Raw genomic sequence first — 22,986 nt, 5'->3', positions numbered from 1 at the left:
GCACCATCCGTCCGATTCGCCTCCCGCGACGGGCACTTGGTGCCGCCCCCAGCCGTTCACCAAAGGACGGCCGGGGGCGGTACCGTTCGGTAGCACGCGGGGCCCCCGTCCCGCTGTCAGCGCTCATCACCTGTACGAGACGGAGTGGCACCGGATGCAGCACCCCGTGGGTTCGCCGCTGCCGCCGCCCCACCAGCCGGGGCACGGACCGGCCGCCGGCTGGTCCCCGGCCGCACACCACCCGGGTCCGCACCAGGGGCCCGCCCCCGTGCCCCCGCCTCAGGCGCCGGAGTACCCGATGCGGGCCCCCGACCCCGCGGCCCCGCCGCGGACGGCGGCGCCGCAACCGGCACCCGGCCCGGCACCGGGTGCGCACCAGCCGGCCCCCGCCCCGCCCGTGCCGGACACCACCGGCCACGTACGGCTGCCGCCCGGCGGCCCCGTCGCCGTGCCCAGCGTGCCCCCCGCGACGGCCGCCGCACCCGACTCCACCACGACCACCCTGGCGGTACTGCTCATCGGTCCCGCCGGAGCCGGCAAGACCAGCGTCGCCAAGTACTGGGCGGACCACCGCCGGGTCCCCACCGCGCACATCAGCCTCGACGACGTCCGCGAATGGGTCCGCTCCGGCTTCGCCGACCCCCAAGCCGGGTGGAACGAGCACTCGGAGGCGCAGTACCGCCTCGCCCGCCGCACCTGCGGCTTCTCCGCGCGCAACTTCCTCGCCAACGGCATCTCCTGCATCCTCGACGACGCGGTCTTCCCGGACCGCCCGGTCGTCGGCCTCGGCGGCTGGAAGCGGCACGTCGGGCCCGGCCTGCTCCCGGTCGTCCTGCTGCCGGGCCTGGACGTCGTCCTGGAACGCAACGCCGAACGCCGCGGCAACAGGCGCCTCACCGACGAGGAGGTCGCCCGCATCCACGGCCGCATGGCCGGCTGGTACGGCTCGGGCCTCCCCATCATCGACAACTCCCAGCTGGACGTCCCGGAGACCGCCCAGCTCCTGAACGAGGTCCTGTCCCGCTCGATAGCGAGCCCGCCCAGCTGGTAGCGCCCCGAAGCGGAGGGGGAACTGCGCGAGAAGCCCCACCGGACCGCACCCGCCACACGACACCGCCCCCACCCCCGAAGGCACACCCCCGCATCCCCACTCGGCCTCTCCCAGGCGGCGCCCCCGCAGCGGAGCCCATACGCTCGGGGCATGTCAGAGGTGTACGCGGCCCGCCGGACGCGCCTACGGGAACGCTGCAACGCGGGCGGCAGCGCGGCGGCGCTCGTCTCCCGGCCCGCCAACGTGCGCTATCTCGCGGGCGCCGCCCCGCACGGCGCCGTGCTGCTCCTCGGCAAGACCGAGGACGTGCTGGTCTGCTCCGGACCGCTGGACGACCGGCCGGCCCAGGCCAGGCCCGACGAGTCGCTTCAAGTGCGGGCGCTGCCGGGACCCGGCGGCGACGCCGCCGTCGCGGCGACCGGCTTCGCCGCGACCCAGGGCGCCGAGTCCCTCGCCACCGAGGACCACCACCTCACCGTCGTCCGGCACCGCGCCATGCGCTCCGTCGCACCCGGGCTGCGCCTGACCGACCTGGGCCAGGCGGTCGAGCAGCTCCGGGTGGTCAAGGACGAGGAGGAGATCTCCTGCCTGCGCATCGGCGCCGAGATCGCCGACCAGGCCCTCGGTGAACTCCTGGAGTCCATCCTGGTCGGGCGCACCGAACGGCATCTCGCCCTGGAGCTGGAGCGCCGCCTGGTCGACCACGGCGCCGACGGCCCCGCCTTCCCCACCTCCGTGGGCACCGGCCCGAACTCGGGGCGCCGCGGCCACCGCCCCACCGACCGGCGCGTGGAGGAGGGTGACTTCCTCTCGGTCTGCCTGGGCGCGACCTACCGCGGCTACCGCTGCGAGATCGGGCGTACGTTCGTCATCGGCACCTCGCCGGCCGACTGGCAGATCGAGCTGTACGACCTCGTCTTCTCCGCCCAGCGGGCCGGACGGGAGGCGCTCTCACCCGGTGCCGCCTGCCGTGACGTGGACCGTGCCGCCCGCCAGGCGCTGGACTCGGCGGGGTACGGTGAGCACCTCCCGGCGCTCACCGGTCACGGCGTCGGACTCGAAATCGACGAGGACCCGCAGTTGGCTCCTGCGGCCATGGGTAAACTGGACGCTTGTGTGCCGGTCACCGTCGAACCGGGGGTCCACCTCCCGGGCCGGGGCGGGGTCCGGATCGATGACACGCTCGTCGTGCGCCCCGAGGCGGACGGCGGACCCGAGCTACTCACCATCACGACCAAGGAGCTGCTCGCGCTCTAGCCTCGCGCTTGTGCGTACGCTCCGGGGTCGTCCACGTCAGTCCAGTCCAGGAGATTCCGCAACCGTGGCTTCCACGAACGACCTCAAGAACGGCATGGTGCTCAAGCTCGAAGGCGGCCAGCTCTGGTCCGTCGTCGAGTTCCAGCACGTCAAGCCCGGCAAGGGCCCGGCCTTCGTGCGCACCAAGCTCAAGAACGTGCTTTCCGGCAAGGTCGTCGACAAGACCTTCAACGCCGGCGTCAAGGTCGAGACGGCCACTGTCGACAAGCGTGACATGCAGTTCTCGTACATGGACGGCGACTACTTCGTCTTCATGGACATGGAGACCTACGACCAGCTGCACGTCGACCGCAAGGCCGTCGGCGACGCCGCCAACTTCCTGGTGGAGGGCTTCACCGCCACCGTCGCGCAGCACGAGGGCGAGGTGCTCTTCGTCGAGCTGCCCGCCGCCGTCGAGCTGACCATCCAGGAGACCGAGCCGGGCGTCCAGGGCGACCGCTCCACCGGCGGCACCAAGCCCGCCATCCTGGAGACCGGTCACCAGATCAACGTCCCGCTCTTCATCACCACCGGTGAGAAGATCAAGGTCGACACCCGTTCCAGCGACTACCTCGGCCGGGTGAACAGCTAACCGTGGCTGCTCGCAACACGGCCCGCAAGCGCGCCTTCCAGATCCTCTTCGAGGGCGATCAGCGCGGCGCCGACGTCCTGACGGTGCTCGCCGACTGGGTCCGGCACTCCCGGTCCGACACCCGGCAGCCGCCGGTGAGCGAGTACACGATGGAGCTGGTCGAGGGCTACGCCGCCCACGCCGAGCGCATCGACGAGCTGATCGCGCAGTACGCGGTCGGCTGGACGCTCGACCGGATGCCCGTCGTCGACCGCAACATCCTGCGCCTGGGCGCGTACGAACTGGTCTGGGTCGACGCGACTCCGGACGCGGTCGTCCTGGACGAGATGGTGCAGCTGGCGAAGGAGTTCTCCACGGACGACTCGCCCGCGTTCGTGAACGGCCTGCTCGGCCGGCTGAAGGACCTGAAGCCCTCGCTGCGCCGCGAGTAGCTCCGCAGGTGTCGCGGGGGACGCGGTCACCGTGGGGGCGTGGTGGGGGAGCGGCTGCGGGTCGTCCGTGGCTGGTCGCGCCCACGCGGCGGTAGCCGCAAGGTCGGCACGCCCCCCGCGCCCCTGAGGACGTCGAGCGCAACCATGTGACAAAAACCGCCGGGGTGGCCGGAACCAATGGGTTCCGGCCACCCCGGCGGCACGTTTCTGCTGAGGGGTGTGGGGCTCAGAGTTCGTCGTGGGACGCCACCGCGCGGCGCGCGTCCGCGTCCAGGACGCCCCAGCTGATCAGCTGCTCGGTCAGAACCGAGGGCGACTGGTCGTAGATGACGGCGAGTGTGCGCAGGTCGTCCTGGCGGATCGAGAGCACCTTGCCGTTGTAGTCACCGCGCTGCGACTGGATCGTGGCCGCGTACCGCTGGAGGGGGCCCGCCTTCTCGGCCGGCACCGTGGCCAGCCGCTCCAGGTCCAGGACCAGCTTCGGCGGCGGCTCGGCGGCACCGCCCGGGGTGGTGCCCGGCAGCAGCTCCTGCACGGGAACGCCGTAGAAGTCCGCCAACTCGGCGAGGCGCTGCACGGTCACGGCACGGTCGCCGCGCTCGTACGAACCGACCACGACGGCCTTCCAGCGGCCCTGGGACTTCTCCTCGACACCGTGGAGGGAAAGGCCCTGCTGGGTGCGGATGGCCCGGAGCTTGGCCCCGAGCTGTTTGGCGTATTCGCTGGACATATGGCTCCCCGGACAAGGTGTCGACGCGGCAGGCTCTGTCTGCCGGCTCGCGCGGCTGGTAACTCACTGTGAGGTTACGCAGCGTTACTCTCCTGCGTCAAGCCGAATGGGCCGCACCGACTCTTCCGTGGTATCCGCCATTCATTGCTCCGAGCGGGTGACACGGATGCGGCAGAAGAGTGACATGGGGGTGTCGGGGGCGCCGCCGGTGCGGGCATGTGTGCCTGCTACCGTAGGTGGCGCATATCCGACGTCCTTTAAGGTCCGTCCCGTGAGGCGGAGAAGGGGGTCCGTTTCACATGGACAAGCAGGACACGCAGGAAGCACAGCAGGACGCACGGCCCGTCCTGGAGGGGCCTGACATCGCACGGGTCCTGACCCGCATCGCCCACGAGATCGTCGAGCGCGCCAAGGGCGCCGACGACGTGGTGCTCCTCGGCATCCCGACCCGGGGCGTCTTCCTCGCCCGGCGGCTCGCCGACAAGCTGGAGCAGATCACCGAACGCAAGATGCCGGTCGGTTCGCTCGACATCACCATGTACCGCGACGACCTGCGCATGCACCCGCCGCGCGCCCTGGCCCGCACCGAGATCCCCGGTGACGGCATCGACGGCCGCCTGGTCGTCCTCGTCGACGACGTGCTCTTCTCCGGCCGCACCATCCGGGCCGCCCTCGACGCGCTCAACGACATCGGCCGCCCGCGCGCGGTGCAGCTCGCGGTCCTCGTCGACCGGGGCCACCGCGAGCTGCCCATCCGCGCCGACTACGTCGGCAAGAACCTCCCGACGTCGCTGCGGGAGACGGTCAAGGTCCAGCTCGCCGAGGAGGACGGTCGCGACACCGTGCTGCTCGGTGCCAAGCCGGCCGCCCCGGGCGCCCACCCCTAGCACTGCGCGTACGCACCCAGCCGTGCCGTACGCCCCGTCGGCGCGCCCCCGCGCGTGCCGGGCCGCCCGAATTATCCCGCTCTTCCGCATGACTCGCCCTACGGAGCCTGACAGATGCAGCGTCATCTCATCTCGGCCGCCGACCTCACCCGCGACGACGCCGTCCTGATCCTCGACACCGCCGAGGAGATGGCCCGGGTCGCGGACCGGCCGATCAAGAAACTGCCGACCCTGCGCGGCCGTACCGTCGTCAACCTCTTCTTCGAGGACTCCACCCGGACCCGGATCTCCTTCGAGGCCGCCGAGAAGCGCCTGTCCGCGGACGTCATCAACTTCACCGCCAAGGGATCCAGCGTCTCCAAGGGCGAGTCCCTCAAGGACACCGCCCAGACCCTGGAGGCCATGGGCGTCGACGCGGTCGTCATCCGGCACGGCGCCTCCGGCGCCCCGTACCGGCTGGCCACCTCCGGCTGGATCGACGCGGCCGTGGTCAACGCCGGCGACGGCACCCACCAGCACCCCACCCAGGCCCTCCTCGACGCCTTCACGATGCGCCGCCGCCTGGTCGGCCGCGACGCCGGCCTCGGCAAGGACCTGAACGGCCGCCGGATCACCCTGGTCGGCGACATCCTGCACAGCAGGGTCGCCCGCTCCAACGTCGACCTGCTGCACACCCTCGGCGCCGAGGTCACCCTCGTCGCCCCGCCCACCCTGCTGCCGGTCGGCGTCGAGACCTGGCCCTGCGAGGTCTCCTACGACCTCGACTCGACGCTCCCCAAGTCCGACGCGGTGATGCTGCTGCGCGTGCAGCGCGAGCGCATGAACGCCGCGTTCTTCCCGACCGAGCGCGAGTACTCCCGCCGCTACGGCCTCGACGGCGAACGCATGGCGAAGATGCCCGACCACGCCATCGTGATGCACCCCGGCCCGATGGTCCGCGGCATGGAGATCACCGCCGAGGTCGCCGACTCCGACCGCTGCACCGTCGTCGAGCAGGTCACCAACGGCGTCTCCATCCGGATGGCCGTCCTGTACCTGCTGCTCGGCGGCAACGAGCCCGCCGTGACCCACGCCCGCACCAGCGAGGAGAAGTAAGACACATGAGCAAGATCCTGATCCGCGGTGCGAAGGTGCTCGGTGGCGAGCCGCAGGACGTGCTGATCGACGGCGCGACGATCGCCGAGGTCGGTACGGGGCTGAGCGCCGAGGGCGCCGAGGTCGTCGAAGCCGGCGGCAAGGTGCTGCTGCCCGGCCTGGTCGACCTCCACACCCACCTGCGCGAACCCGGCCGCGAAGACTCCGAGACCGTCCTCACCGGCACCCGCGCGGCCGCGAGCGGCGGCTACACCAACGTCTTCGCCATGGCCAACACCTTCCCCGTCGCCGACACCGCCGGCGTCGTCGAGCAGGTCTGGCGGCTCGGCCAGGAGTCCGGCTACTGCGACGTGCAGCCCATCGGCGCCGTGACCGTCGGCCTGGAGGGCGCCAAGCTCGCCGAGCTGGGCGCCATGCACGAGTCCGCGGCCGGCGTCACCGTCTTCTCCGACGACGGCAAGTGCGTCCACGACGCCGTGATCATGCGCCGCGCCCTGGAGTACGTGAAGGCCTTCAACGGCGTCGTCGCCCAGCACGCCCAGGAGCCCCGCCTCACCGAGGGCGCCCAGATGAACGAGGGCGTCGTCTCCGCCGAGCTGGGCCTCGGCGGCTGGCCGGCGGTGGCCGAGGAGTCGGTCATCGCGCGGGACGTGCTGCTCGCCGAGCACGTCGGCTCCCGCGTCCACATCTGCCACCTGTCGACCGCCGGGTCCGTCGAGATCGTCCGCTGGGCCAAGTCCCGCGGCATCGACGTCACCGCCGAGGTCACCCCGCACCACCTGCTCCTCACCGACGAGCTGGTCCGGTCGTACAACCCGGTCTACAAGGTCAACCCGCCGCTGCGCACCGAGCGTGACGTCCTGGCGCTGCGCGAGGCGCTCGCCGACGGCACGATCGACATCGTCGCCACCGACCACGCCCCGCACCCGCACGAGGACAAGGACTGCGAGTGGGCCGCCGCCGCCATGGGGATGGTGGGCCTGGAGACCGCGCTGTCGGTGGTCCAGGAGACCATGGTGGAAACGGGCCTGCTGGACTGGGCCGGCGTCGCCGACCGGATGTCCGTCAAGCCCGCGCAGATCGGACAAGCCACCGGACACGGCCGTCCCGTCTCGGCTGGTGAGCCCGCCAACCTCACCCTCGTCGACACGGAATACCGTGGCCAGGTGGACCCCGCGGGCTTCGCCTCGCGCAGCCGCAACACCCCGTACGAGGGCCGTGAGCTGCCGGGCCGTGTGACGCACACGTGGCTGCGGGGCAAGGCCACGCTCGTCGACGGGAAGCTCACGTGACACCTGTAATCCTGCTGGCCGCCGAGAAGGAATCGGCGCAAGTGACCGACTGGGCCGCCCGTATCGGCTGGGTCGTCGGCCTCGGACTGTTCGTCGCGCTCGTCTACTGGCTGATGCGCGAGGGCTGGAAGTGGCGCGGCACCCTCCAAAGCGACCTGCCCGACCTGCCCGGCGCGCCGGACGACCCCGGTCCGGCGAGACTGGTACTGAGCGGCCGCTACCACGGCTCCACCACCGCCGGGCAGTGGCTGGACCGCATCGTGGCGCACGGCCTGGGCACCCGCAGCCGGGTCGAGCTCACCCTGACGGACACGGGACTGGACGTCGTACGCCCCGGCGCGGCCGACTTCTTCGTCCCCGTCACCGCACTGCGCGAGGCCCGGCTCGACAAGGGCATCGCGGGCAAGGTCCTCACCGAGGGCGGACTGCTCGTCGTCACCTGGGCGCACGGGGACAAGCTGATCGACTCCGGCTTCCGCTCCGACCACGCGGCCGAGCACAACGAGTGGGTCGAAACACTGAACGACATGATCAACAAGACGGAAACGGAAGGCGCACGATGACGACCTCCACCAGGGGAGTCGACAGGACTCCCGCAGTACTCGTCCTGGAGGACGGCCGGACCTTCCGCGGCCGCGCCTACGGGGCCGTGGGGGCCACCTTCGGCGAAGCCGTGTTCTCCACCGGCATGACCGGCTACCAGGAGACCCTCACCGACCCGTCGTACCACCGTCAGGTCGTCGTCATGACCGCCCCGCACGTCGGGAACACCGGGGTCAACGACGAGGACATGGAGTCCAGGAAGATCTGGGTCGCCGGGTACGTCGTCCGCGACCCCGCGCGCGTGCCCTCCAACTGGCGCTCCACCCGCTCCCTCGACGAGGAGCTGGCCGCCCAGGGCGTCGTCGGCATCTCCGGCATCGACACCCGCGCCCTCACCCGTCACCTGCGCGAGCGCGGCGCCATGCGGGTCGGCATCTTCTCCGGCCACGCGCTGCCCGACGAGGGCACCATGCTCGCCGAGGTCCGCCAGGCCCCCGAGATGAGCGGCGCCGACCTCTCCGCCGAGGTCGCCACCACCGAGGCGTACGTCGTCCCGGCGATCGGCGAGAAGAAGTACACCGTCGCCGCCGTCGACCTCGGCATCAAGGGCATGACCCCGCACCGCATGGCCGAGCGGGGCATCGAGGTGCACGTGCTGCCCGCCACGGCCACCGTCGAGGACGTCTACGCCGTCAACCCGGACGGCGTCTTCTTCTCCAACGGCCCCGGCGACCCGGCCACCGCCGACCACCCGGTCTCCGTCATGCGGGGCGTCCTGGAGCGCGGCACCCCCCTCTTCGGCATCTGCTTCGGCAACCAGATCCTGGGCCGCGCGCTCGGCTTCGGCACCTTCAAGCTGAAGTACGGCCACCGCGGCATCAACCAGCCGGTGCAGGACCGTACGACCGGCAAGGTCGAGGTCACCGCGCACAACCACGGCTTCGCCGTCGACGCCCCGCTCGACCGGGTCTCCGACACGCCGTACGGCCGCGCCGAGGTCTCCCACGTCTGCCTCAACGACAACGTGGTGGAGGGCCTCCAGCTCCTCGACCGGCCGGCCTTCAGCGTCCAGTACCACCCCGAGGCGGCCGCCGGCCCGCACGACGCCGCCTACCTGTTCGACCGCTTCACGTCTTTGATGAGCACAGCTTTGATGGAGGGCCAGCGTGCCTAAGCGCACCGATATCCAGTCCGTCCTGGTCATCGGCTCCGGCCCGATCGTCATCGGCCAGGCCGCCGAGTTCGACTACTCGGGCACCCAGGCGTGCCGCGTGCTCAAGGCCGAGGGCCTGCGCGTCATCCTGGTGAACTCCAACCCGGCGACGATCATGACCGACCCGGAGATCGCCGACGCCACCTACGTCGAGCCGATCACCCCCGAGTTCGTCGAGAAGATCATCGCCAAGGAGCGCCCCGACGCGCTGCTGCCGACGCTCGGCGGCCAGACCGCCCTCAACACCGCGATCTCCATGCACGGCCAGGGCGTGCTGGAGAAGTACGGCGTCGAACTGATCGGCGCCAATGTCGAGGCGATCAACAAGGGCGAGGACCGCGACCTCTTCAAGGACGTCGTCGAGGAGGTCCGCAAGAAGATCGGGCACGGCGAGTCCGCCCGCTCCTACATCTGCCACTCGATGGACGACGTCCTCAAGGGCGTCGACGCGCTCGGCGGCTACCCGGTCGTCGTCCGACCCTCCTTCACCATGGGCGGCGCCGGCTCCGGCTTCGCCCACGACGAGGAGGAACTGCGCCGCATCGCCGGACAGGGCCTCACCCTCTCGCCGACCACCGAGGTGCTCCTGGAGGAGTCCATCCTCGGCTGGAAGGAGTACGAGCTGGAGCTGATGCGCGACAAGCACGACAACGTGGTGGTCGTCTGCTCCATCGAGAACTTCGACCCCATGGGCGTGCACACCGGCGACTCGATCACCGTCGCGCCCGCGATGACGCTGACCGACCGTGAGTACCAGGTGCTGCGCGACGTCGGCATCGCGATCATCCGCGAGGTCGGCGTCGACACCGGCGGCTGCAACATCCAGTTCGCGGTGAACCCCGAGGACGGTCGCGTGATCGTCATCGAGATGAACCCGCGCGTGTCGCGCTCCTCGGCGCTGGCCTCCAAGGCGACCGGCTTCCCGATCGCCAAGATCGCGGCCAAGCTGGCCGTCGGCTACACGCTCGACGAGATCCCGAACGACATCACCCGCGAGACCCCGGCCTCCTTCGAGCCGACCCTCGACTACGTGGTCGTCAAGGCCCCGCGCTTCGCCTTCGAGAAGTTCCCGCAGGCCGACTCCACGCTCACCACCACCATGAAGTCGGTCGGCGAGGCCATGGCCATCGGCCGCAACTTCACCGAGGCCTTCCAGAAGGCCCTGCGCTCGCTGGAGAAGAAGGGCAGCCAGTTCACCTTCGTCGGCGAGACGGGCGACAAGGCCGAACTGCTGCGCGAGGCCGTCCGGCCCACCGACGGCCGCATCAACCTGGTCATGCAGGCCATCCGCGCGGGCGCCACGCCCGAGGAGGTCTTCGAGTACACGAAGATCGACCCCTGGTTCGTCGACCAGCTCTTCCTGATCAAGGAGACCGCCGACGAGCTGACCGCGGCGCCCGAGCTGACCGCCGACCTGCTCGCCGAGGCCAAGCGGCACGGCTTCTCCGACCAGCAGGTCGGCGAGATCCGCGGCCTGCGCGAGGACGTGGTCCGCGAGGTCCGGCACGCGCTCGGGATCCGCCCGGTCTACAAGACGGTCGACACCTGCGCGGCCGAGTTCGCCGCGCAGACGCCGTACTTCTACTCCTCCTACGACGAGGAGACCGAGGTCGCGCCGCGCGAGAAGCCGGCCGTCATCATCCTGGGCTCCGGCCCGAACCGCATCGGCCAGGGCATCGAGTTCGACTACTCCTGCGTCCACGCCTCCTTCGCGCTCAGCGACGCCGGGTACGAGACCGTGATGGTCAACTGCAACCCGGAGACCGTCTCCACCGACTACGACACCTCCGACCGGCTGTACTTCGAGCCGCTCACCCTGGAGGACGTCCTGGAGATCGTCCACGCGGAGCAGCAGGCCGGCCCGGTCGCCGGTGTCGTCGTCCAGCTCGGCGGCCAGACCCCGCTGGGCCTGTCGCAGGCGCTCAAGGACAACGGCGTGCCGGTCGTCGGCACCTCGCCCGAGGCCATCCACGCCGCCGAGGACCGCGGCGCCTTCGGCCGGGTCCTCGCGGAGGCGGGCCTGCCCGCCCCCAAGCACGGCACCGCCACCACCTTCGCCGAGGCCAAGGGCATCGCCGACGAGATCGGCTACCCCGTCCTGGTACGGCCCTCCTACGTCCTCGGCGGACGCGGCATGGAGATCGTCTACGACGAGACCCGCCTGGAGGCCTACATCGCCGAGTCGACCGAGATCAGCCCCTCCCGGCCGGTCCTCGTCGACCGGTTCCTGGACGACGCGATCGAGATCGACGTCGACGCGCTGTACGACGGCGAGGAGCTGTATCTCGGCGGCGTCATGGAGCACATCGAGGAGGCCGGCATCCACTCCGGCGACTCGGCGTGCGCCCTGCCCCCGATCACGCTCGGCGGCTTCGACATCAAGCGGCTGCGGGCCTCCACCGAGGGCATCGCCAAGGGCGTCGGCGTGCGCGGCCTGATCAACATCCAGTTCGCGCTGGCCGGGGACATCCTTTACGTCCTGGAGGCCAACCCGCGCGCGTCCCGCACGGTGCCCTTCACCTCGAAGGCGACCGCGGTGCCGCTGGCCAAGGCTGCCGCCCGCATCTCGCTGGGCTCCACCATCGCCGAGCTGCGCGCCGAGGGCCTGCTCCCGGCCACCGGCGACGGCGGCGAGCTGCCGCTGGACGCGCCGATCTCCGTCAAGGAGGCCGTGATGCCGTGGTCCCGCTTCCGGGACATCCACGGCCGCGGCGTCGACACCGTCCTCGGTCCGGAGATGCGCTCCACCGGTGAGGTCATGGGCATCGACTCGGTCTTCGGGACGGCCTACGCCAAGTCGCAGGCGGGCGCGTACGGCCCGCTGCCCACCAAGGGACGTGCCTTCATCTCGGTCGCCAACCGGGACAAGCGCTCGATGATCTTCCCGGCCCGCGAGCTGGTCGCCCACGGCTTCGAGCTGATGGCCACCTCCGGCACCGCCGAGGTCCTCAAGCGCAACGGCATCAACGCCACGGTGGTCCGCAAGCAGTCCGAGGGCCCCGGCCCGAACGGCGAGAAGACCATCGTCCAGCTCATCCACGACGGCGGCGTCGACCTCATCGTCAACACCCCGTACGGCACCGGCGGCCGCCTCGACGGCTACGACATCCGCACGGCCGCCGTGGCCCGCTCCGTGCCCTGCCTGACCACCGTCCAGGCACTGGCGGCGGCGGTCCAGGGCATCGACGCCCTCAACCACGGAGACGTGGGAGTGCGCTCGCTCCAGGAACACGCGGAATTCCTGACCGCGGCCCGCGACTAGCGGCCCCGAGGGGGACACCGGAAACGGTGTCCCCCTCTTCATGACCCCACCGTCTCCTTCATGAGCCGACCGTCTCCAGAGGCGTCACGAGGACACATGTACACGATCTTCTTCAAGCTCTTCTTCTCCCGCATGGACCCGGAGCAGGCCCACCACCTGGCCTTCCGCTGGATCCGGCTGGCCGCCCGCGTCCCCGTGCTGCGCACCTTCGTCGCCGCCGCCCTCGCGCCCCGCCACAAGGAACTGCGTACCGAGGCCCTGGGCCTGCGCATGCACGGACCCTTCGGGCTCGCCGCCGGGTTCGACAAGAACGCCGTCGCCGTCGACGGCATGGCGATGCTCGGCTTCGACCACGTCGAGATCGGCACCGTGACCGGGGAGCCGCAGCCCGGCAACCCCAAGAAGCGGCTGTTCCGGCTGGTGGGCGACCGGGCGCTGATCAACCGGATGGGCTTCAACAACGACGGCTCGCTGGCCGTGGCCGCCCGCCTGGCCTCCCGCACGCCCGTCTTCCCGACGGTCGTCGGCGTCAACATCGGCAAGACCAAGGCCGTCCCGGAGGAGGAGGCCGTCGGCGACTACGTGAAGTCCGCCGAACGGCTCGCCCCGCACGCCGACTACCTGGTCGTCAACGTCTCCTCCCCGAACACGCCCGGGCTGCGCAACCTCCAGGCCACCGAAGCGCTGCGGCCGCTCCTGACGGCGGTCCGCGAGGCCGCCGACCGCGCGGTCACCGCACGGCGCGTCCCGCTCCTGGTGAAGATCGCGCCGGACCTCGCCGACGAGGACGTGGACGCGGTCGCCGACCTGGCCGTGGAGCTGGGCCTGGACGGCATCATCGCCACCAACACCACCATCGCGCGCGAGGGTCTGGGCCTGACCTCCTCACCCGTCCTCGTGCGCGAGACCGGCGGCCTGTCCGGCGCGCCCCTCAAGGCGCGCTCCCTGGAGGTCCTGCGCCGCCTGTACGCGCGCGTGGGCGACCGGATCACCCTGGTGGGCGTCGGCGGCGTGGAGAACGCCGAGGACGCCTGGCAGCGCATCCTGGCCGGGGCCACGCTGGTCCAGGGCTACAGCGCGTTCATCTACGAGGGCCCGCTCTGGGGCCGTGCCATCCACAAGGGGCTCGCCGCGCGGCTGCGGCAGAGCCCCTACGCCACCCTCGCCGACGCGGTCGGCGCCGACGTGAGGAAGCCCCGATGACCCGCATGACGGTACTCGAGCCCTTCGGCGCCCGGCTGCGCCGCGCGATGGACGAGCGCGGCCCGCTGTGCGTCGGCATCGACCCGCACGCCTCCCTGCTCGCCGAGTGGGGGCTGGGCGACGACGTGGCCGGTCTGGAGCGCTTCAGCCGCACCGTGGTCGAGGCGACGGCGGACCGGGTGGCCGTGCTCAAGCCGCAGAGCGCCTTCTTCGAGCGCTTCGGTTCGCGCGGCGTCGCCGTCCTGGAGAAGTCCGTCGAGGAGGCGCGCGCGGCCGGGGCACTGGTGGTCATGGACGCCAAGCGCGGCGACATCGGCTCGACCATGGCCGCCTACGCGGAGTCCTTCCTGCGCAAGGACGCGCCGCTGTTCTCGGACGCGCTGACGGTCTCGCCCTACCTCGGCTACGGCTCCCTGAGGCCGGCCGTCGACCTGGCGCGCGAGAGCGGTGCCGGTCTGTTCGTGCTGGCGCTGACCTCGAACCCGGAGGGCGGTGAGGTCCAGCACGCGGTCCGGCCCGACGGGCGGAGCGTGGGGGCGACGATGCTGGCGCACCTCGCCGCCGAGAACGCGGGGGAGGAGCCCCTCGGCTCCTTCGGCGCGGTGGTCGGCGCCACCCTCGGCGACCTGTCGTCGTACGACCTGGACGTCAACGGACCGCTCCTCGCACCCGGCATCGGCGCCCAGGGAGCGACCCCGGCGGACCTGCCGCGCGTGTTCGGTGCGGCGGTGCGCAACGTGGTGCCGAATGTCAGCAGGGGTGTGCTTCGTCACGGTCCGGACGCAACCGCACTGCGTACGGCCGTGGACCGCTTCGCCGACGAGGTCAGAGCCGCTCTGGCGGCGGCCTAGGACGCCGAGACCTTGGATACATCCTCAAATCCGAGGCATTATGTCCCTAATGTCCGGCCTCACGGAGGCTGACCAGGACTTTTCCGCTGTTCTCGCTGACTCTGGCGGACTTGACCGCTAGTCTCCGTCGAGAGCCAGCGGGCAAGCGTGTTGCTCGTGGCTCCCCAGGTGTGGGGCGACTAGGTTCCTCACCGGTCCGTATCCGACAGTTCGACATCCGAGGTGACGTAGGCGTGGCTCTTCCGCCCCTTACCCCTGAACAGCGCGCAGCCGCGCTCGAAAAGGCCGCCGCGGCTCGCCGGGAGCGGGCCGAGGTCAAGAATCGACTCAAGCACTCCGGCGCCTCCCTCCACGAGGTCATCAAGCAGGGTCAGGAGAACGACGTCATCGGCAAGATGAAGGTCTCCGCCCTCCTCGAGTCCCTGCCGGGCGTGGGCAAGGTCCGCGCCAAGCAGATCATGGAGCGTCTGGGCATCTCCGAGAGCCGCCGCGTGCGCGGTCTCGGGTCCAACCAGATCGCCTCCCTGGAGCGTGAGTTCGGCAGCACCGGCAGCTGAGTCCGGACCACTCCGGGATTGCTGGAATAATCGCTGGCATGGCTGCAACACCCCGGGGGACGTCCCCCGTACCCCCGGACGCACGTCCGCGGCTGACCGTGCTCTCCGGCCCCTCGGGGGTCGGCAAGAGCACGGTCGTCGCCCATATGCGCAAGGAACACCCCGAGGTATGGCTGTCGGTCTCGGCGACGACCCGCCGGCCCCGCCCGGGCGAGCAGTACGGTGTCCACTACTTCTTCGTCACCGACGAGGAGATGGACAAGCTGATCGCCAACGGGGAGCTGCTGGAGTGGGCCGAGTTCGCCGGCAACCGCTACGGCACGCCGCGCGCGGCGGTACTGGAGCGCCTGGAGGCCGGTGAGCCGGTGCTCCTGGAGATCGACCTCCAGGGTGCCCGGCAGGTCCGCGCCTCCATGCCCGAGGCCCAGCTGGTGTTCCTGGCCCCGCCCTCCTGGGAGGAGCTGGTGCGCCGGCTCACCGGGCGCGGCACCGAACCGCCGGACGTGATCGAGCGCCGCCTCGGCACGGCCAAGGTCGAGCTGGCGGCCGAGCCGGAGTTCGATCAGACGCTGGTCAACACCTCCGTCGAGGACGTGGCGCGCGAGCTGCTAGCCTTGACGAACGTCGTGTGATCGTTACTGGTCACTCTGGCTGAATCTTTCCCATCCATCGGAAGGTAGAGCGTGTCCTCTTCCATCTCCGCGCCCGAGGGCATCATCAACCCGCCGATCGACGAGCTCCTCGAGGCCACGGACTCGAAGTACAGCCTCGTGATCTACGCGGCCAAGCGCGCCCGCCAGATCAACGCGTACTACTCGCAGCTCGGTGAGGGCCTCCTCGAGTACGTCGGTCCGCTCGTCGACACCCACGTACACGAGAAGCCGCTCTCGATCGCCCTGCGCGAGATCAACGCAGGGCTGCTGACCTCCGAGGCCATCGAGGGTCCGGCGCAGTAGTACCGGCGACATCGGCGGTAGTATTTTCAGCCTGAAGCTGACTTTTCCACAGGCCCGGCAGCCCGACTGTCGGGCCTGTGGTGTGTCATGGGTCGTAAGCGTTATCCGAGTCGGGGAGAGACGGTGGACAAGCCCAAGGTCGTTCTGGGGGTCAGTGGCGGCATCGCCGCGTACAAGGCCTGTGAGCTGCTGCGCAGGTTCACGGAGTCGGGGCACGAGGTCCGGGTCGTCCCCACCGCCTCCGCCCTGCACTTCGTCGGCGCCGCCACCTGGTCCGCCCTGTCCGGAAACCCCGTGTCGACCGAGGTGTGGGACGACGTCCACGAGGTCCCGCACGTGCGCATCGGCCAGCACGCCGACCTGGTCGTCGTCGCGCCCGCCACCGCCGACATGCTGGCCAAGGCGGCCCACGGCCTCGCCGACGACCTCCTCACCAACACCCTCCTGACGGCCCGCTGCCCGGTCGTCTTCGCCCCCGCCATGCACACCGAGATGTGGGAGCACCCGGCCACCCAGGAGAACGTGGCGACACTGCGCCGCCGCGGCGCCGTCGTCGTCGAACCGGCCGTCGGCCGCCTCACCGGCGTCGACACCGGCAAGGGGCGGCTGCCCGACCCCGGCGAGATCTTCGAGGTCTGCCGCCGGGTACTCGCCCGGGGCGCGCGGGAGCCGGACCTCGCCGGACGCCACGTCGTGGTCAGCGCAGGCGGCACCCGGGAGCCCCTCGACCCGGTCCGGTTCCTCGGCAACCGCTCCTCCGGCAAGCAGGGCTACGCCCTCGCCCGCACCGCCGCCGCGCGCGGGGCCCGCGTCACCCTGCTCTCGGCGAACCCGTCGCTCCCGGACCCGGCCGGCGTGGACGTGGTCCCGGTGGGCACCGCGGTGGAGCTGCGCGAGGCGGTGCTGCGGGTCGCGGCGGAGGCGGACGCCGTCGTCATGGCCGCGGCGGTCGCCGACTTCCGGCCGGCCGCCTACGCCACCGGAAAGATCAAGAAGAAGGACGGCCAGGAACCGGCGCCGATCGAGCTGGTGCGGAATCCGGACATCCTCGCCGAGGTCTCCGGCAGCCGGGCCCGCCCGGGCCAGGTGGTCGTCGGCTTCGCCGCCGAGACCGACGACGTCCTCGCCAACGGCCGGGCGAAGCTGAAGCGCAAGGGCTGCGACCTCCTCGTGGTCAACGAGGTGGGGGAGCGCAAGACCTTCGGCGCGGAGGAGAACGAGGCCGTCGTCCTCGGCGCCGACGGCACCGAGACCCCCGTTCCGTACGGTCCGAAGGAGGACCTGGCCGAAACGGTGTGGGACCTCGTGGCGGAACGACTCGCCTGAATGAGCCATTCGGCCGGGCGGTCCGCGCGAACCCCGCCCATTCGAGCGTGGCGGCCCTGGCCAAGGCCGCCTCGTTCTGGGCAGAATGCCCGTGCCGCAGGTCACAGCCCTTCCGAGAGCTGAGACGGGTGAGTCCGCGGCCGAGCGTGACCGATAAACTGTTCCTTGGACGTCGCCGGGTGCAGCTCCCCGTGCCGTCCGCCAATGATCAGCCAGCAGCCGCTGCAACCCCAGGGAGCGTTGTGTCCCGTCGCCTGTTCACCTCGGAGTCCGTGACCGAAGGTCACCCCGACAAGATCGCTGACCAGATCAGCGACACCATTCTCGACGCGCTTCTGCGCGAGGACCCGACCTCTCGGGTCGCCGTCGAAACCCTGATCACCACCGGTCTGGTGCACGTGGCCGGAGAGGTCACCACCAAGGCCTACGCGGACATCGCCACCCTCGTCCGCGGCAAGATCCTGGAGATCGGCTACGACTCCTCGAAGAAGGGCTTCGACGGCGCGTCCTGCGGCGTCTCGGTCTCGATCGGCGCCCAGTCCCCGGACATCGCGCAGGGCGTCGACACGGCTTACGAGAACCGGGTCGAGGGCGACGAGGACGAGCTGGACCGGCAGGGCGCCGGCGACCAGGGCCTGATGTTCGGCTACGCGTCCGACGAGACGCCGACCCTCATGCCGCTGCCCGTCTTCCTGGCGCACCGCCTCTCCAAGCGCCTCTCCGAGGTCCGCAAGAACGGGACCATCCCCTACCTGCGCCCCGACGGCAAGACCCAGGTGACCATCGAGTACGACGGCGACAAGGCCGTCCGCCTCGACACGGTCGTGGTCTCCTCCCAGCACGCCAGCGACATCGACCTGGAGTCGCTGCTCGCTCCCGACATCAAGGAATTCGTCGTCGAGCCCGAGCTGAAGGCGCTCCTCGACGACGGCATCAAGCTGGACACGGAGAACTACCGGCTCCTGGTCAACCCCACCGGCCGCTTCGAGATCGGCGGCCCGATGGGCGACGCCGGCCTCACCGGCCGCAAGATCATCATCGACACGTACGGCGGCATGGCCCGCCACGGCGGCGGCGCCTTCTCCGGCAAGGACCCGTCCAAGGTCGACCGCTCCGCCGCCTACGCCATGCGCTGGGTCGCCAAGAACGTGGTCGCCGCGGGCCTCGCCGCCCGCTGCGAGGTCCAGGTGGCCTACGCCATCGGCAAGGCCGAGCCGGTCGGCCTCTTCGTGGAGACCTTCGGCACCGCCAAGATCGACACCGAGAAGATCGAGAAGGCGATCGACGAGGTCTTCGACCTCCGTCCGGCCGCGATCATCCGCGACCTCGACCTGCTTCGCCCGATCTACGCCCAGACCGCCGCCTACGGCCACTTCGGCCGTGAGCTGGCGGACTTCACCTGGGAGCGCACCGACCGCGTGGACGCGCTGCGCAAGGCGGCGGGGCTCTAGGACGCCCGGAGCGCCACTCCAGGAGGCGCGGACGCGTCCTTCGCACGTCACGAGGCCCGGTGTCCCCGACGGGGGCGCCGGGCCCCGGCGCGTTCCGGGGCGGCGTCGGACCGGTACCGGGACGGTGTGATCGCGGGCGCCCGCGGTTGTCAGTGGCCTTTGCGAGAATGCAGGCGTGAGCAGCGAGAACGGACCGGCCGAGGGCGGCGCGCAGGACGCGCCGCCCGAGCAGCTCGCGCTCATCCGGGAGACCGTGCGCCGGGCGAAGACGCCCCGGGCCAAACCGCGGACCTGGCGCGGAGCCGCGCTCGCCGGGGAGCTGCCGGTCGCCAGGGTGCTCGTCGACAAGGGCGTGCTCCACCTCGACCGGTACTTCGACTACGCGGTGCCCGAGGAGCTCGACGCCGAGGCCCAGCCCGGTGTGCGGGTGCGGGTGCGCTTCGGGGCCGGGCGGCACCGGGTGCGGGACGGGCGGCGCGAGGGCGGCGGGCTCATCGACGGCTTCCTCATCGAGCGGCGCGCCGAGTCCGACTACTCGGGGCCCCTCGCGGCGCTGGCCCAGGTCGTCTCGCCCGAGCGGATCCTCGACGAGGAGCTGCTGGGACTCGTGCGCGCCGTCGCCGACCGGTACGCGGGCAGCCTCGCCGACGTGCTCCAGCTCGCCGTACCCCCGCGCAACGCGCGCGCCGAGAAGCGAGCCTCGCCGGACCCGCTGCCCCCGCCGCCGGCGCCGGAGCCGGGGTCCTGGGCGCGGTACGAGCGGGGCGAGGCGTTCGTGAGGGCGCTCGCCTCGGGAAGCGCACCCCGCGCGGTGTGGAACGCGCTGCCCGGCCCGCAGTGGAGCGAGGAGCTGGCGCGGGCGGTGGCGGCCACGCTGGCCTCCGGCCGGGGCGCGCTCGTCGTCCTGCCGGACGGGCGGGCGGTCGCCCGCGTCGACGCCGCGCTGACCGGCCTGCTCGGCGAGGGGCGGCACGCGGTGCTCACCGCCGACGCCGGACCCGAGAAGCGGTACGCGCAGTGGCTCGCGGTGCGCCGGGGCGCCGTACGGGCCGTCGTCGGGACCCGCGCGGCCATGTTCGCGCCGGTGCGCGACCTCGGGCTGGTCGCCCTCTGGGACGACGGCGACGACAGCCACAGCGAGCCGCACGCCCCGCAGCCGCACGCGCGGGAGGTGCTGCTGCTGCGCGCCGCCCAGGACCGGTGCGCCTTCCTGCTGGGCGGCTGGAGCTGCACCGTGGAAGCCGCCCAGCTCGTGGAGACCGGCTGGGCCCGGCCGCTGGTCGCCGCCCGGGACCAGGTGCGGGCCGTCGCCCCGCTGGTGCGCACCGTGGGCGACGGCGACCTGGCCCGGGACGAGGCCGCCCGCGCCGCACGGCTGCCGACCTTCGCCTGGCAGGTCGTCAGGGACGGACTGCGGCACGGACCGGTGCTGGTGCAGGTGCCGCGGCGGGGCTACGTGCCGCGGATGGCGTGCGCCGCGTGCCGGACGCCCGCGCGGTGCCGCCACTGCGCGGGGCCGCTGGAGGGGCAGGAGTCCGGGTCCGCGCTGCGGTGCGGCTGGTGCGGGCGCGAGGAGAGCGGCTGGCACTGCCCGGAGTGCGGCGCCTTCCGGCTGCGCGCGCAGGTGGTGGGGGCGCGGCGCACCGCCGAGGAACTGGGTCGCGCCTTCCCCGCGGTGCCCGTGCGCACCTCCGGACGCGAGCATGTGCTGGACACCGTGGCGCAGGCCCCGGCGCTGGTCGTCAGCACCCCGGGCGCCGAACCCGTCGCCGAGGGCGGCTACGCGGCGGCGTTGCTGCTCGACGGCTGGGCGATGCTCGGGCGGCCCGACCTGCGCGCCGGTGAGGACGCGCTGCGCCGCTGGCTGGCCGCCGCCGCGCTGGTGCGCCCGCAGAGCGCCGGCGGCACCGTCGTCGCCGTCGCCGAGCCGACCCTCAGGCCGGTGCAGGCGCTGGTGCGCTGGGACCCCGTCGGTCACGCGGTGCGGGAGCTGGCCGAGCGGGCCGAGCTGGGTTTTCCGCCGGTGTCCAGGATGGCGGCCGTGGCCGGGCCTCCGGAGGCGGTGGCCGGTTTCCTGGGTGCCGCGGAGCTGCCGCCCGAGGCCGAGGTGCTGGGCCCGGTGCCGCTGCCGGTCACCTCGGCAGGGCGTCCGCGCCGGGCGGGGGCCCCACCGCCCGGGGAGCATTGGGAGCGGGCGCTGATCCGGGTGCCGCCGGGGCGCGGGGCGGCGCTGGCCGGTGCGCTGAAGGCCGCCCAGGCGGCGCGGACGGCACGGGGGAGCGACGCGGTGGTGTGGGTGCGGATCGATCCGCCGGACATCGGCTGAGGGGCGCGGGCCGCCCCCGCGGGAGCCGGTGGCCGAAACGGCCGACCGCCCTCCAGCAGGATCCGGGAGGGCGGCCGGGCGGTGCCGTCAGCCGTTGCGCGGCCCCGGGAAGGCCGTCGGCCGGACCTCGTCGCGCCAGGCCGGGCTGCTCGACGTCGGCTGGGTCGGCATCGAACGCGCGGCCGGGACCGTGGGCACCCCGGGGAGGGCGGGGCCCACGTTGACCGGTCGGGTGCCCGTCGGCTCCGGGGTGGGCTCGGGCGCCTCGGCGGCGGCCACCGGCTGGGCGGCGGCGCGGCGGGAGCCGTAGCGGCGGTGCACCGCCTGCTTGGTGACGCCGAGTGCGGAGCCCACCGCGTCCCACGAGAAGCCGAGCGAGCGGTCGAAGTCCACGGCGGCGGTGACCAGGGTCTCGACGCTGTCCCGCAGTTCCTGGGCGAGCCGGACCGTCGGGGCGGGGGCGCGTCCGTAGACGACGAAGCCCGTGGAGGGGCCGGAGCGACGCGGACGGTAGACGTTGCCCAGCTGGGCGGTGAGGGTGCGCAGTGCGTCCACCTGCCGGCGGACCCGCTCGATGTCCCGCACCAGCAAGTGCAGGCTGGCCCGAGCCTGGGCGTCGTGGGTTGCGTGGTCGGCCATGAACAAGCCTCTCGAACCGGCGTTGAAAGGAATCGGGCCGCGCGGGCGGCCCGGTGTGGTCAACTCTTCCTTGACCAACGCGTGGGGGCTCCGCGGGTCACGGGGTGGGGGCGTGGGGGCATATGCGTGCGCCTGGTTCGGTGAGGTGTGCGCCTCGGCCGCCGGCCATCGGCTTGTCTCTCCCACCCGCGCACCACCCGTTTCCAGTTCGTTGGGAGATGGACCTCTGCCGTCGTTGTCGCTCGCCGTCGGCGGCTACCCGGTTCGCCCGGGCTCGTAGACTGGTGTGCTGCCCGCCCACGCCCCCGCCCGAGAGGCCCGTCCCACCCATGAAGCTCGTCTTCGCCGGTACCCCCGAGGTCGCCGTTCCCGCTCTGGACGCCCTGATCGCCTCCGGGCGTCACGAGGTGGCCGCCGTCGTCACGCGGCCCGACGCTCCGGCCGGGCGCGGGCGCCGGATGGTCGCCTCGCCCGTGGCCGAACGGGCCGAGGAGGCGGGCATCGAGGTGCTCAAGCCCGCGAAGCCGCGCGACCCCGAGTTCCTGGACCGGCTGCGCGCGATCGCGCCCGACTGCTGCCCCGTCGTCGCCTACGGGGCCCTGCTGCCCCGGGTCGCCCTCGACGTGCCCGCCCGCGGCTGGGTCAACCTGCACTTCTCGCTGCTGCCCGCCTGGCGCGGGGCCGCGCCCGTGCAGCACGCGCTCATGGCGGGCGACGAGATCACCGGCGCGTCCACCTTCCTGATCGAGGAGGGCCTGGACTCCGGCCCCGTCTACGGGACGGTCACCGAGACCGTGCGGTCCACCGACACCAGCGGCGACCTGCTGACCCGGCTCGCGTTCGCCGGCGCCGGGCTGCTCGCGGCCACCATGGACGGCATCGAGGACGGCACCCTGGACGCCGTACCGCAGCCGGCCGACGGTGTCACCCTCGCTCCGAAGATCACCGTCGAGGACGCCCGGATCGACTGGTCCGCCCCGGCGCTGCGCGTGGACCGCGTGGTGCGCGGGTGCACCCCGGCGCCCGGTGCCTGGACCACCTTCCGGGGCGAGCGGCTCAAGCTCGTGCAGGCGGTCCCGCTCCCCGACCGGAACGACCTCGCCCCCGGGCAGCTCGCCCCCGGCAAGAACAACGTGTACGTCGGCACCGGCTCCTACGCCGTCGAGCTGCTGTGGGTGCAGGCGCAGGGCAAGAAGCCGATGCGGGCCGCGGACTGGGCGCGGGGGGCGCGGATCACCGAGGGCGAGCTGCTGGGCGACTGACCACCGCCGCACCCCCGTTCCCC

The 22,986-nt window shown here is 72.1% G+C and carries 21 protein-coding genes; 19 read left to right on the top strand and 2 right to left on the bottom strand.

Going from position 1 to position 22,986, the window contains the following annotated elements; all coding sequences use genetic code 11:
* Window positions 1–154 precede the first annotated feature (154 nt).
* The 4 genes from OIE75_RS06695 (at window position 155) to nusB (ending at window position 3,370) form a co-directional block, all read left to right on the top strand.
* Window positions 155–1,051: a Pro-rich N-terminal domain-containing protein gene (locus OIE75_RS06695; protein ID WP_307010529.1), complete on the top strand. Its 897-nt coding sequence runs from the start codon at window positions 155–157 to the stop codon at window positions 1,049–1,051.
* 150 nt (window positions 1,052–1,201) lie between these two features.
* Window positions 1,202–2,308 carry an aminopeptidase P family protein gene (locus OIE75_RS06690; RefSeq protein ID WP_307010527.1) on the top strand — a complete coding sequence of 369 codons (1,107 nt, stop codon included), beginning with the start codon at window positions 1,202–1,204 and terminating at the stop codon, window positions 2,306–2,308.
* A gap of 64 nt (window positions 2,309–2,372) precedes the next feature.
* Window positions 2,373–2,939 carry an elongation factor P gene (gene efp, locus OIE75_RS06685; RefSeq protein WP_055415926.1) on the top strand — a complete coding sequence of 189 codons (567 nt, stop codon included), beginning with the start codon at window positions 2,373–2,375 and terminating at the stop codon, window positions 2,937–2,939.
* Window positions 2,940–2,941: 2 nt separating this feature from the next.
* Window positions 2,942–3,370: a transcription antitermination factor NusB gene (gene nusB / locus OIE75_RS06680; RefSeq protein WP_307010524.1), complete on the top strand. Its 429-nt coding sequence runs from the start codon at window positions 2,942–2,944 to the stop codon at window positions 3,368–3,370.
* Between the two features lie 226 nt (window positions 3,371–3,596).
* On the opposite strand, the gene bldD is transcribed toward nusB, so the two are convergent.
* Window positions 3,597–4,100 (bottom strand): transcriptional regulator BldD, encoded by a 504-nt coding sequence (gene bldD / locus OIE75_RS06675; RefSeq protein WP_003977337.1) that lies wholly within the window; start codon window positions 4,098–4,100, stop codon window positions 3,597–3,599.
* Between the two features lie 299 nt (window positions 4,101–4,399).
* Between bldD and pyrR the strand changes: the two genes are divergently transcribed.
* From pyrR to OIE75_RS06605, 14 genes are all read left to right on the top strand, one after another.
* Window positions 4,400–4,987: a bifunctional pyr operon transcriptional regulator/uracil phosphoribosyltransferase PyrR gene (gene pyrR / locus OIE75_RS06670; protein WP_307010522.1), complete on the top strand. Its 588-nt coding sequence runs from the start codon at window positions 4,400–4,402 to the stop codon at window positions 4,985–4,987.
* Window positions 4,988–5,101: 114 nt separating this feature from the next.
* Window positions 5,102–6,082 carry an aspartate carbamoyltransferase catalytic subunit gene (locus tag OIE75_RS06665; RefSeq protein WP_307010521.1) on the top strand — a complete coding sequence of 327 codons (981 nt, stop codon included), beginning with the start codon at window positions 5,102–5,104 and terminating at the stop codon, window positions 6,080–6,082.
* A 5-nt stretch (window positions 6,083–6,087) separates the two neighbouring features.
* Complete coding sequence (locus OIE75_RS06660) at window positions 6,088–7,374, top strand: dihydroorotase (RefSeq protein WP_122617180.1); 1,287 nt, start codon at window positions 6,088–6,090, stop codon at window positions 7,372–7,374.
* Entirely contained in the window at window positions 7,371–7,937 is a 567-nt protein-coding gene (locus OIE75_RS06655; RefSeq protein WP_307010519.1) for a PH-like domain-containing protein, read from the top strand. The genes OIE75_RS06660 and OIE75_RS06655 overlap by 4 nt, the downstream gene beginning before the upstream one ends.
* Window positions 7,934–9,091: a glutamine-hydrolyzing carbamoyl-phosphate synthase small subunit gene (carA, locus tag OIE75_RS06650; protein WP_307010517.1), complete on the top strand. Its 1,158-nt coding sequence runs from the start codon at window positions 7,934–7,936 to the stop codon at window positions 9,089–9,091. The genes OIE75_RS06655 and carA overlap by 4 nt, the downstream gene beginning before the upstream one ends.
* The gene (gene carB / locus OIE75_RS06645; RefSeq protein WP_329469954.1) at window positions 9,084–12,392 is read left to right on the top strand and encodes a carbamoyl-phosphate synthase large subunit; all 3,309 of its coding nucleotides are present in this window, start codon (window positions 9,084–9,086) and stop codon (window positions 12,390–12,392) included. Before carA ends, carB begins: the two co-directional genes overlap by 8 nt.
* A gap of 96 nt (window positions 12,393–12,488) precedes the next feature.
* A complete protein-coding gene (locus OIE75_RS06640) occupies window positions 12,489–13,595 on the top strand; it encodes a quinone-dependent dihydroorotate dehydrogenase (RefSeq protein ID WP_307010513.1) in 1,107 nt (368 codons plus the stop codon).
* Between the two features lie 5 nt (window positions 13,596–13,600).
* A complete protein-coding gene (pyrF, locus tag OIE75_RS06635) occupies window positions 13,601–14,446 on the top strand; it encodes an orotidine-5'-phosphate decarboxylase (protein ID WP_329473942.1) in 846 nt (281 codons plus the stop codon).
* A gap of 233 nt (window positions 14,447–14,679) precedes the next feature.
* Window positions 14,680–15,003 (top strand): integration host factor, encoded by a 324-nt coding sequence (locus tag OIE75_RS06630; RefSeq protein WP_003977346.1) that lies wholly within the window; start codon window positions 14,680–14,682, stop codon window positions 15,001–15,003.
* A gap of 38 nt (window positions 15,004–15,041) precedes the next feature.
* Window positions 15,042–15,635, top strand: coding sequence for a guanylate kinase (gene gmk / locus OIE75_RS06625; RefSeq protein ID WP_329469953.1), 594 nt, complete (start codon window positions 15,042–15,044; stop codon window positions 15,633–15,635).
* Window positions 15,636–15,686: 51 nt separating this feature from the next.
* The gene (rpoZ, locus tag OIE75_RS06620) at window positions 15,687–15,959 is read left to right on the top strand and encodes a DNA-directed RNA polymerase subunit omega (protein ID WP_003977348.1); all 273 of its coding nucleotides are present in this window, start codon (window positions 15,687–15,689) and stop codon (window positions 15,957–15,959) included.
* 123 nt (window positions 15,960–16,082) lie between these two features.
* On the top strand, window positions 16,083–17,285 hold the full coding sequence (coaBC, locus tag OIE75_RS06615; protein ID WP_329469951.1) for a bifunctional phosphopantothenoylcysteine decarboxylase/phosphopantothenate--cysteine ligase CoaBC: 1,203 nt from the start codon (window positions 16,083–16,085) through the stop codon (window positions 17,283–17,285).
* 242 nt (window positions 17,286–17,527) lie between these two features.
* Window positions 17,528–18,736: a methionine adenosyltransferase gene (gene metK / locus OIE75_RS06610; protein WP_125493510.1), complete on the top strand. Its 1,209-nt coding sequence runs from the start codon at window positions 17,528–17,530 to the stop codon at window positions 18,734–18,736.
* A 175-nt stretch (window positions 18,737–18,911) separates the two neighbouring features.
* On the top strand, window positions 18,912–21,062 hold the full coding sequence (locus OIE75_RS06605; protein ID WP_329469949.1) for a primosomal protein N': 2,151 nt from the start codon (window positions 18,912–18,914) through the stop codon (window positions 21,060–21,062).
* 87 nt (window positions 21,063–21,149) lie between these two features.
* Here OIE75_RS06605 and OIE75_RS06600 read toward each other — a convergent pair whose 3' ends face one another.
* Entirely contained in the window at window positions 21,150–21,701 is a 552-nt protein-coding gene (locus tag OIE75_RS06600) for a hypothetical protein (RefSeq protein ID WP_329469948.1), read from the bottom strand.
* A gap of 329 nt (window positions 21,702–22,030) precedes the next feature.
* On the opposite strand from OIE75_RS06600, the gene fmt reads away from it, so the two are divergent.
* The gene (fmt, locus tag OIE75_RS06595) at window positions 22,031–22,963 is read left to right on the top strand and encodes a methionyl-tRNA formyltransferase (RefSeq protein ID WP_307010506.1); all 933 of its coding nucleotides are present in this window, start codon (window positions 22,031–22,033) and stop codon (window positions 22,961–22,963) included.
* Window positions 22,964–22,986: the final 23 nt, after the last annotated feature.

The sequence above is a fragment of the Streptomyces sp. NBC_01723 genome, from assembly GCF_036246005.1.
GTDB lineage: Bacteria > Actinomycetota > Actinomycetes > Streptomycetales > Streptomycetaceae > Streptomyces.
Note: the sequence above shows the minus strand (reverse complement) of the source record. Positions and strands in the feature narration are given on the sequence as shown.

Coding starts and splice junctions, on each gene's coding strand:
- OIE75_RS06640 (WP_307010513.1), top strand. CDS start 12,489: ATGTACACGATCTTCTTCAAGCTCTTCTTCTCCCGCATGGACCCGGAG.
- carA (WP_307010517.1), top strand. CDS start 7,934: ATGACGACCTCCACCAGGGGAGTCGACAGGACTCCCGCAGTACTCGTC.
- bldD (WP_003977337.1), bottom strand. CDS start 4,100: ATGTCCAGCGAATACGCCAAACAGCTCGGGGCCAAGCTCCGGGCCATC.
- OIE75_RS06695 (WP_307010529.1), top strand. CDS start 155: ATGCAGCACCCCGTGGGTTCGCCGCTGCCGCCGCCCCACCAGCCGGGG.
- OIE75_RS06665 (WP_307010521.1), top strand. CDS start 5,102: ATGCAGCGTCATCTCATCTCGGCCGCCGACCTCACCCGCGACGACGCC.
- pyrR (WP_307010522.1), top strand. CDS start 4,400: ATGGACAAGCAGGACACGCAGGAAGCACAGCAGGACGCACGGCCCGTC.
- pyrF (WP_329473942.1), top strand. CDS start 13,601: ATGACGGTACTCGAGCCCTTCGGCGCCCGGCTGCGCCGCGCGATGGAC.
- OIE75_RS06690 (WP_307010527.1), top strand. CDS start 1,202: ATGTCAGAGGTGTACGCGGCCCGCCGGACGCGCCTACGGGAACGCTGC.
- fmt (WP_307010506.1), top strand. CDS start 22,031: ATGAAGCTCGTCTTCGCCGGTACCCCCGAGGTCGCCGTTCCCGCTCTG.
- gmk (WP_329469953.1), top strand. CDS start 15,042: ATGGCTGCAACACCCCGGGGGACGTCCCCCGTACCCCCGGACGCACGT.
- OIE75_RS06660 (WP_122617180.1), top strand. CDS start 6,088: ATGAGCAAGATCCTGATCCGCGGTGCGAAGGTGCTCGGTGGCGAGCCG.
- OIE75_RS06600 (WP_329469948.1), bottom strand. CDS start 21,701: ATGGCCGACCACGCAACCCACGACGCCCAGGCTCGGGCCAGCCTGCAC.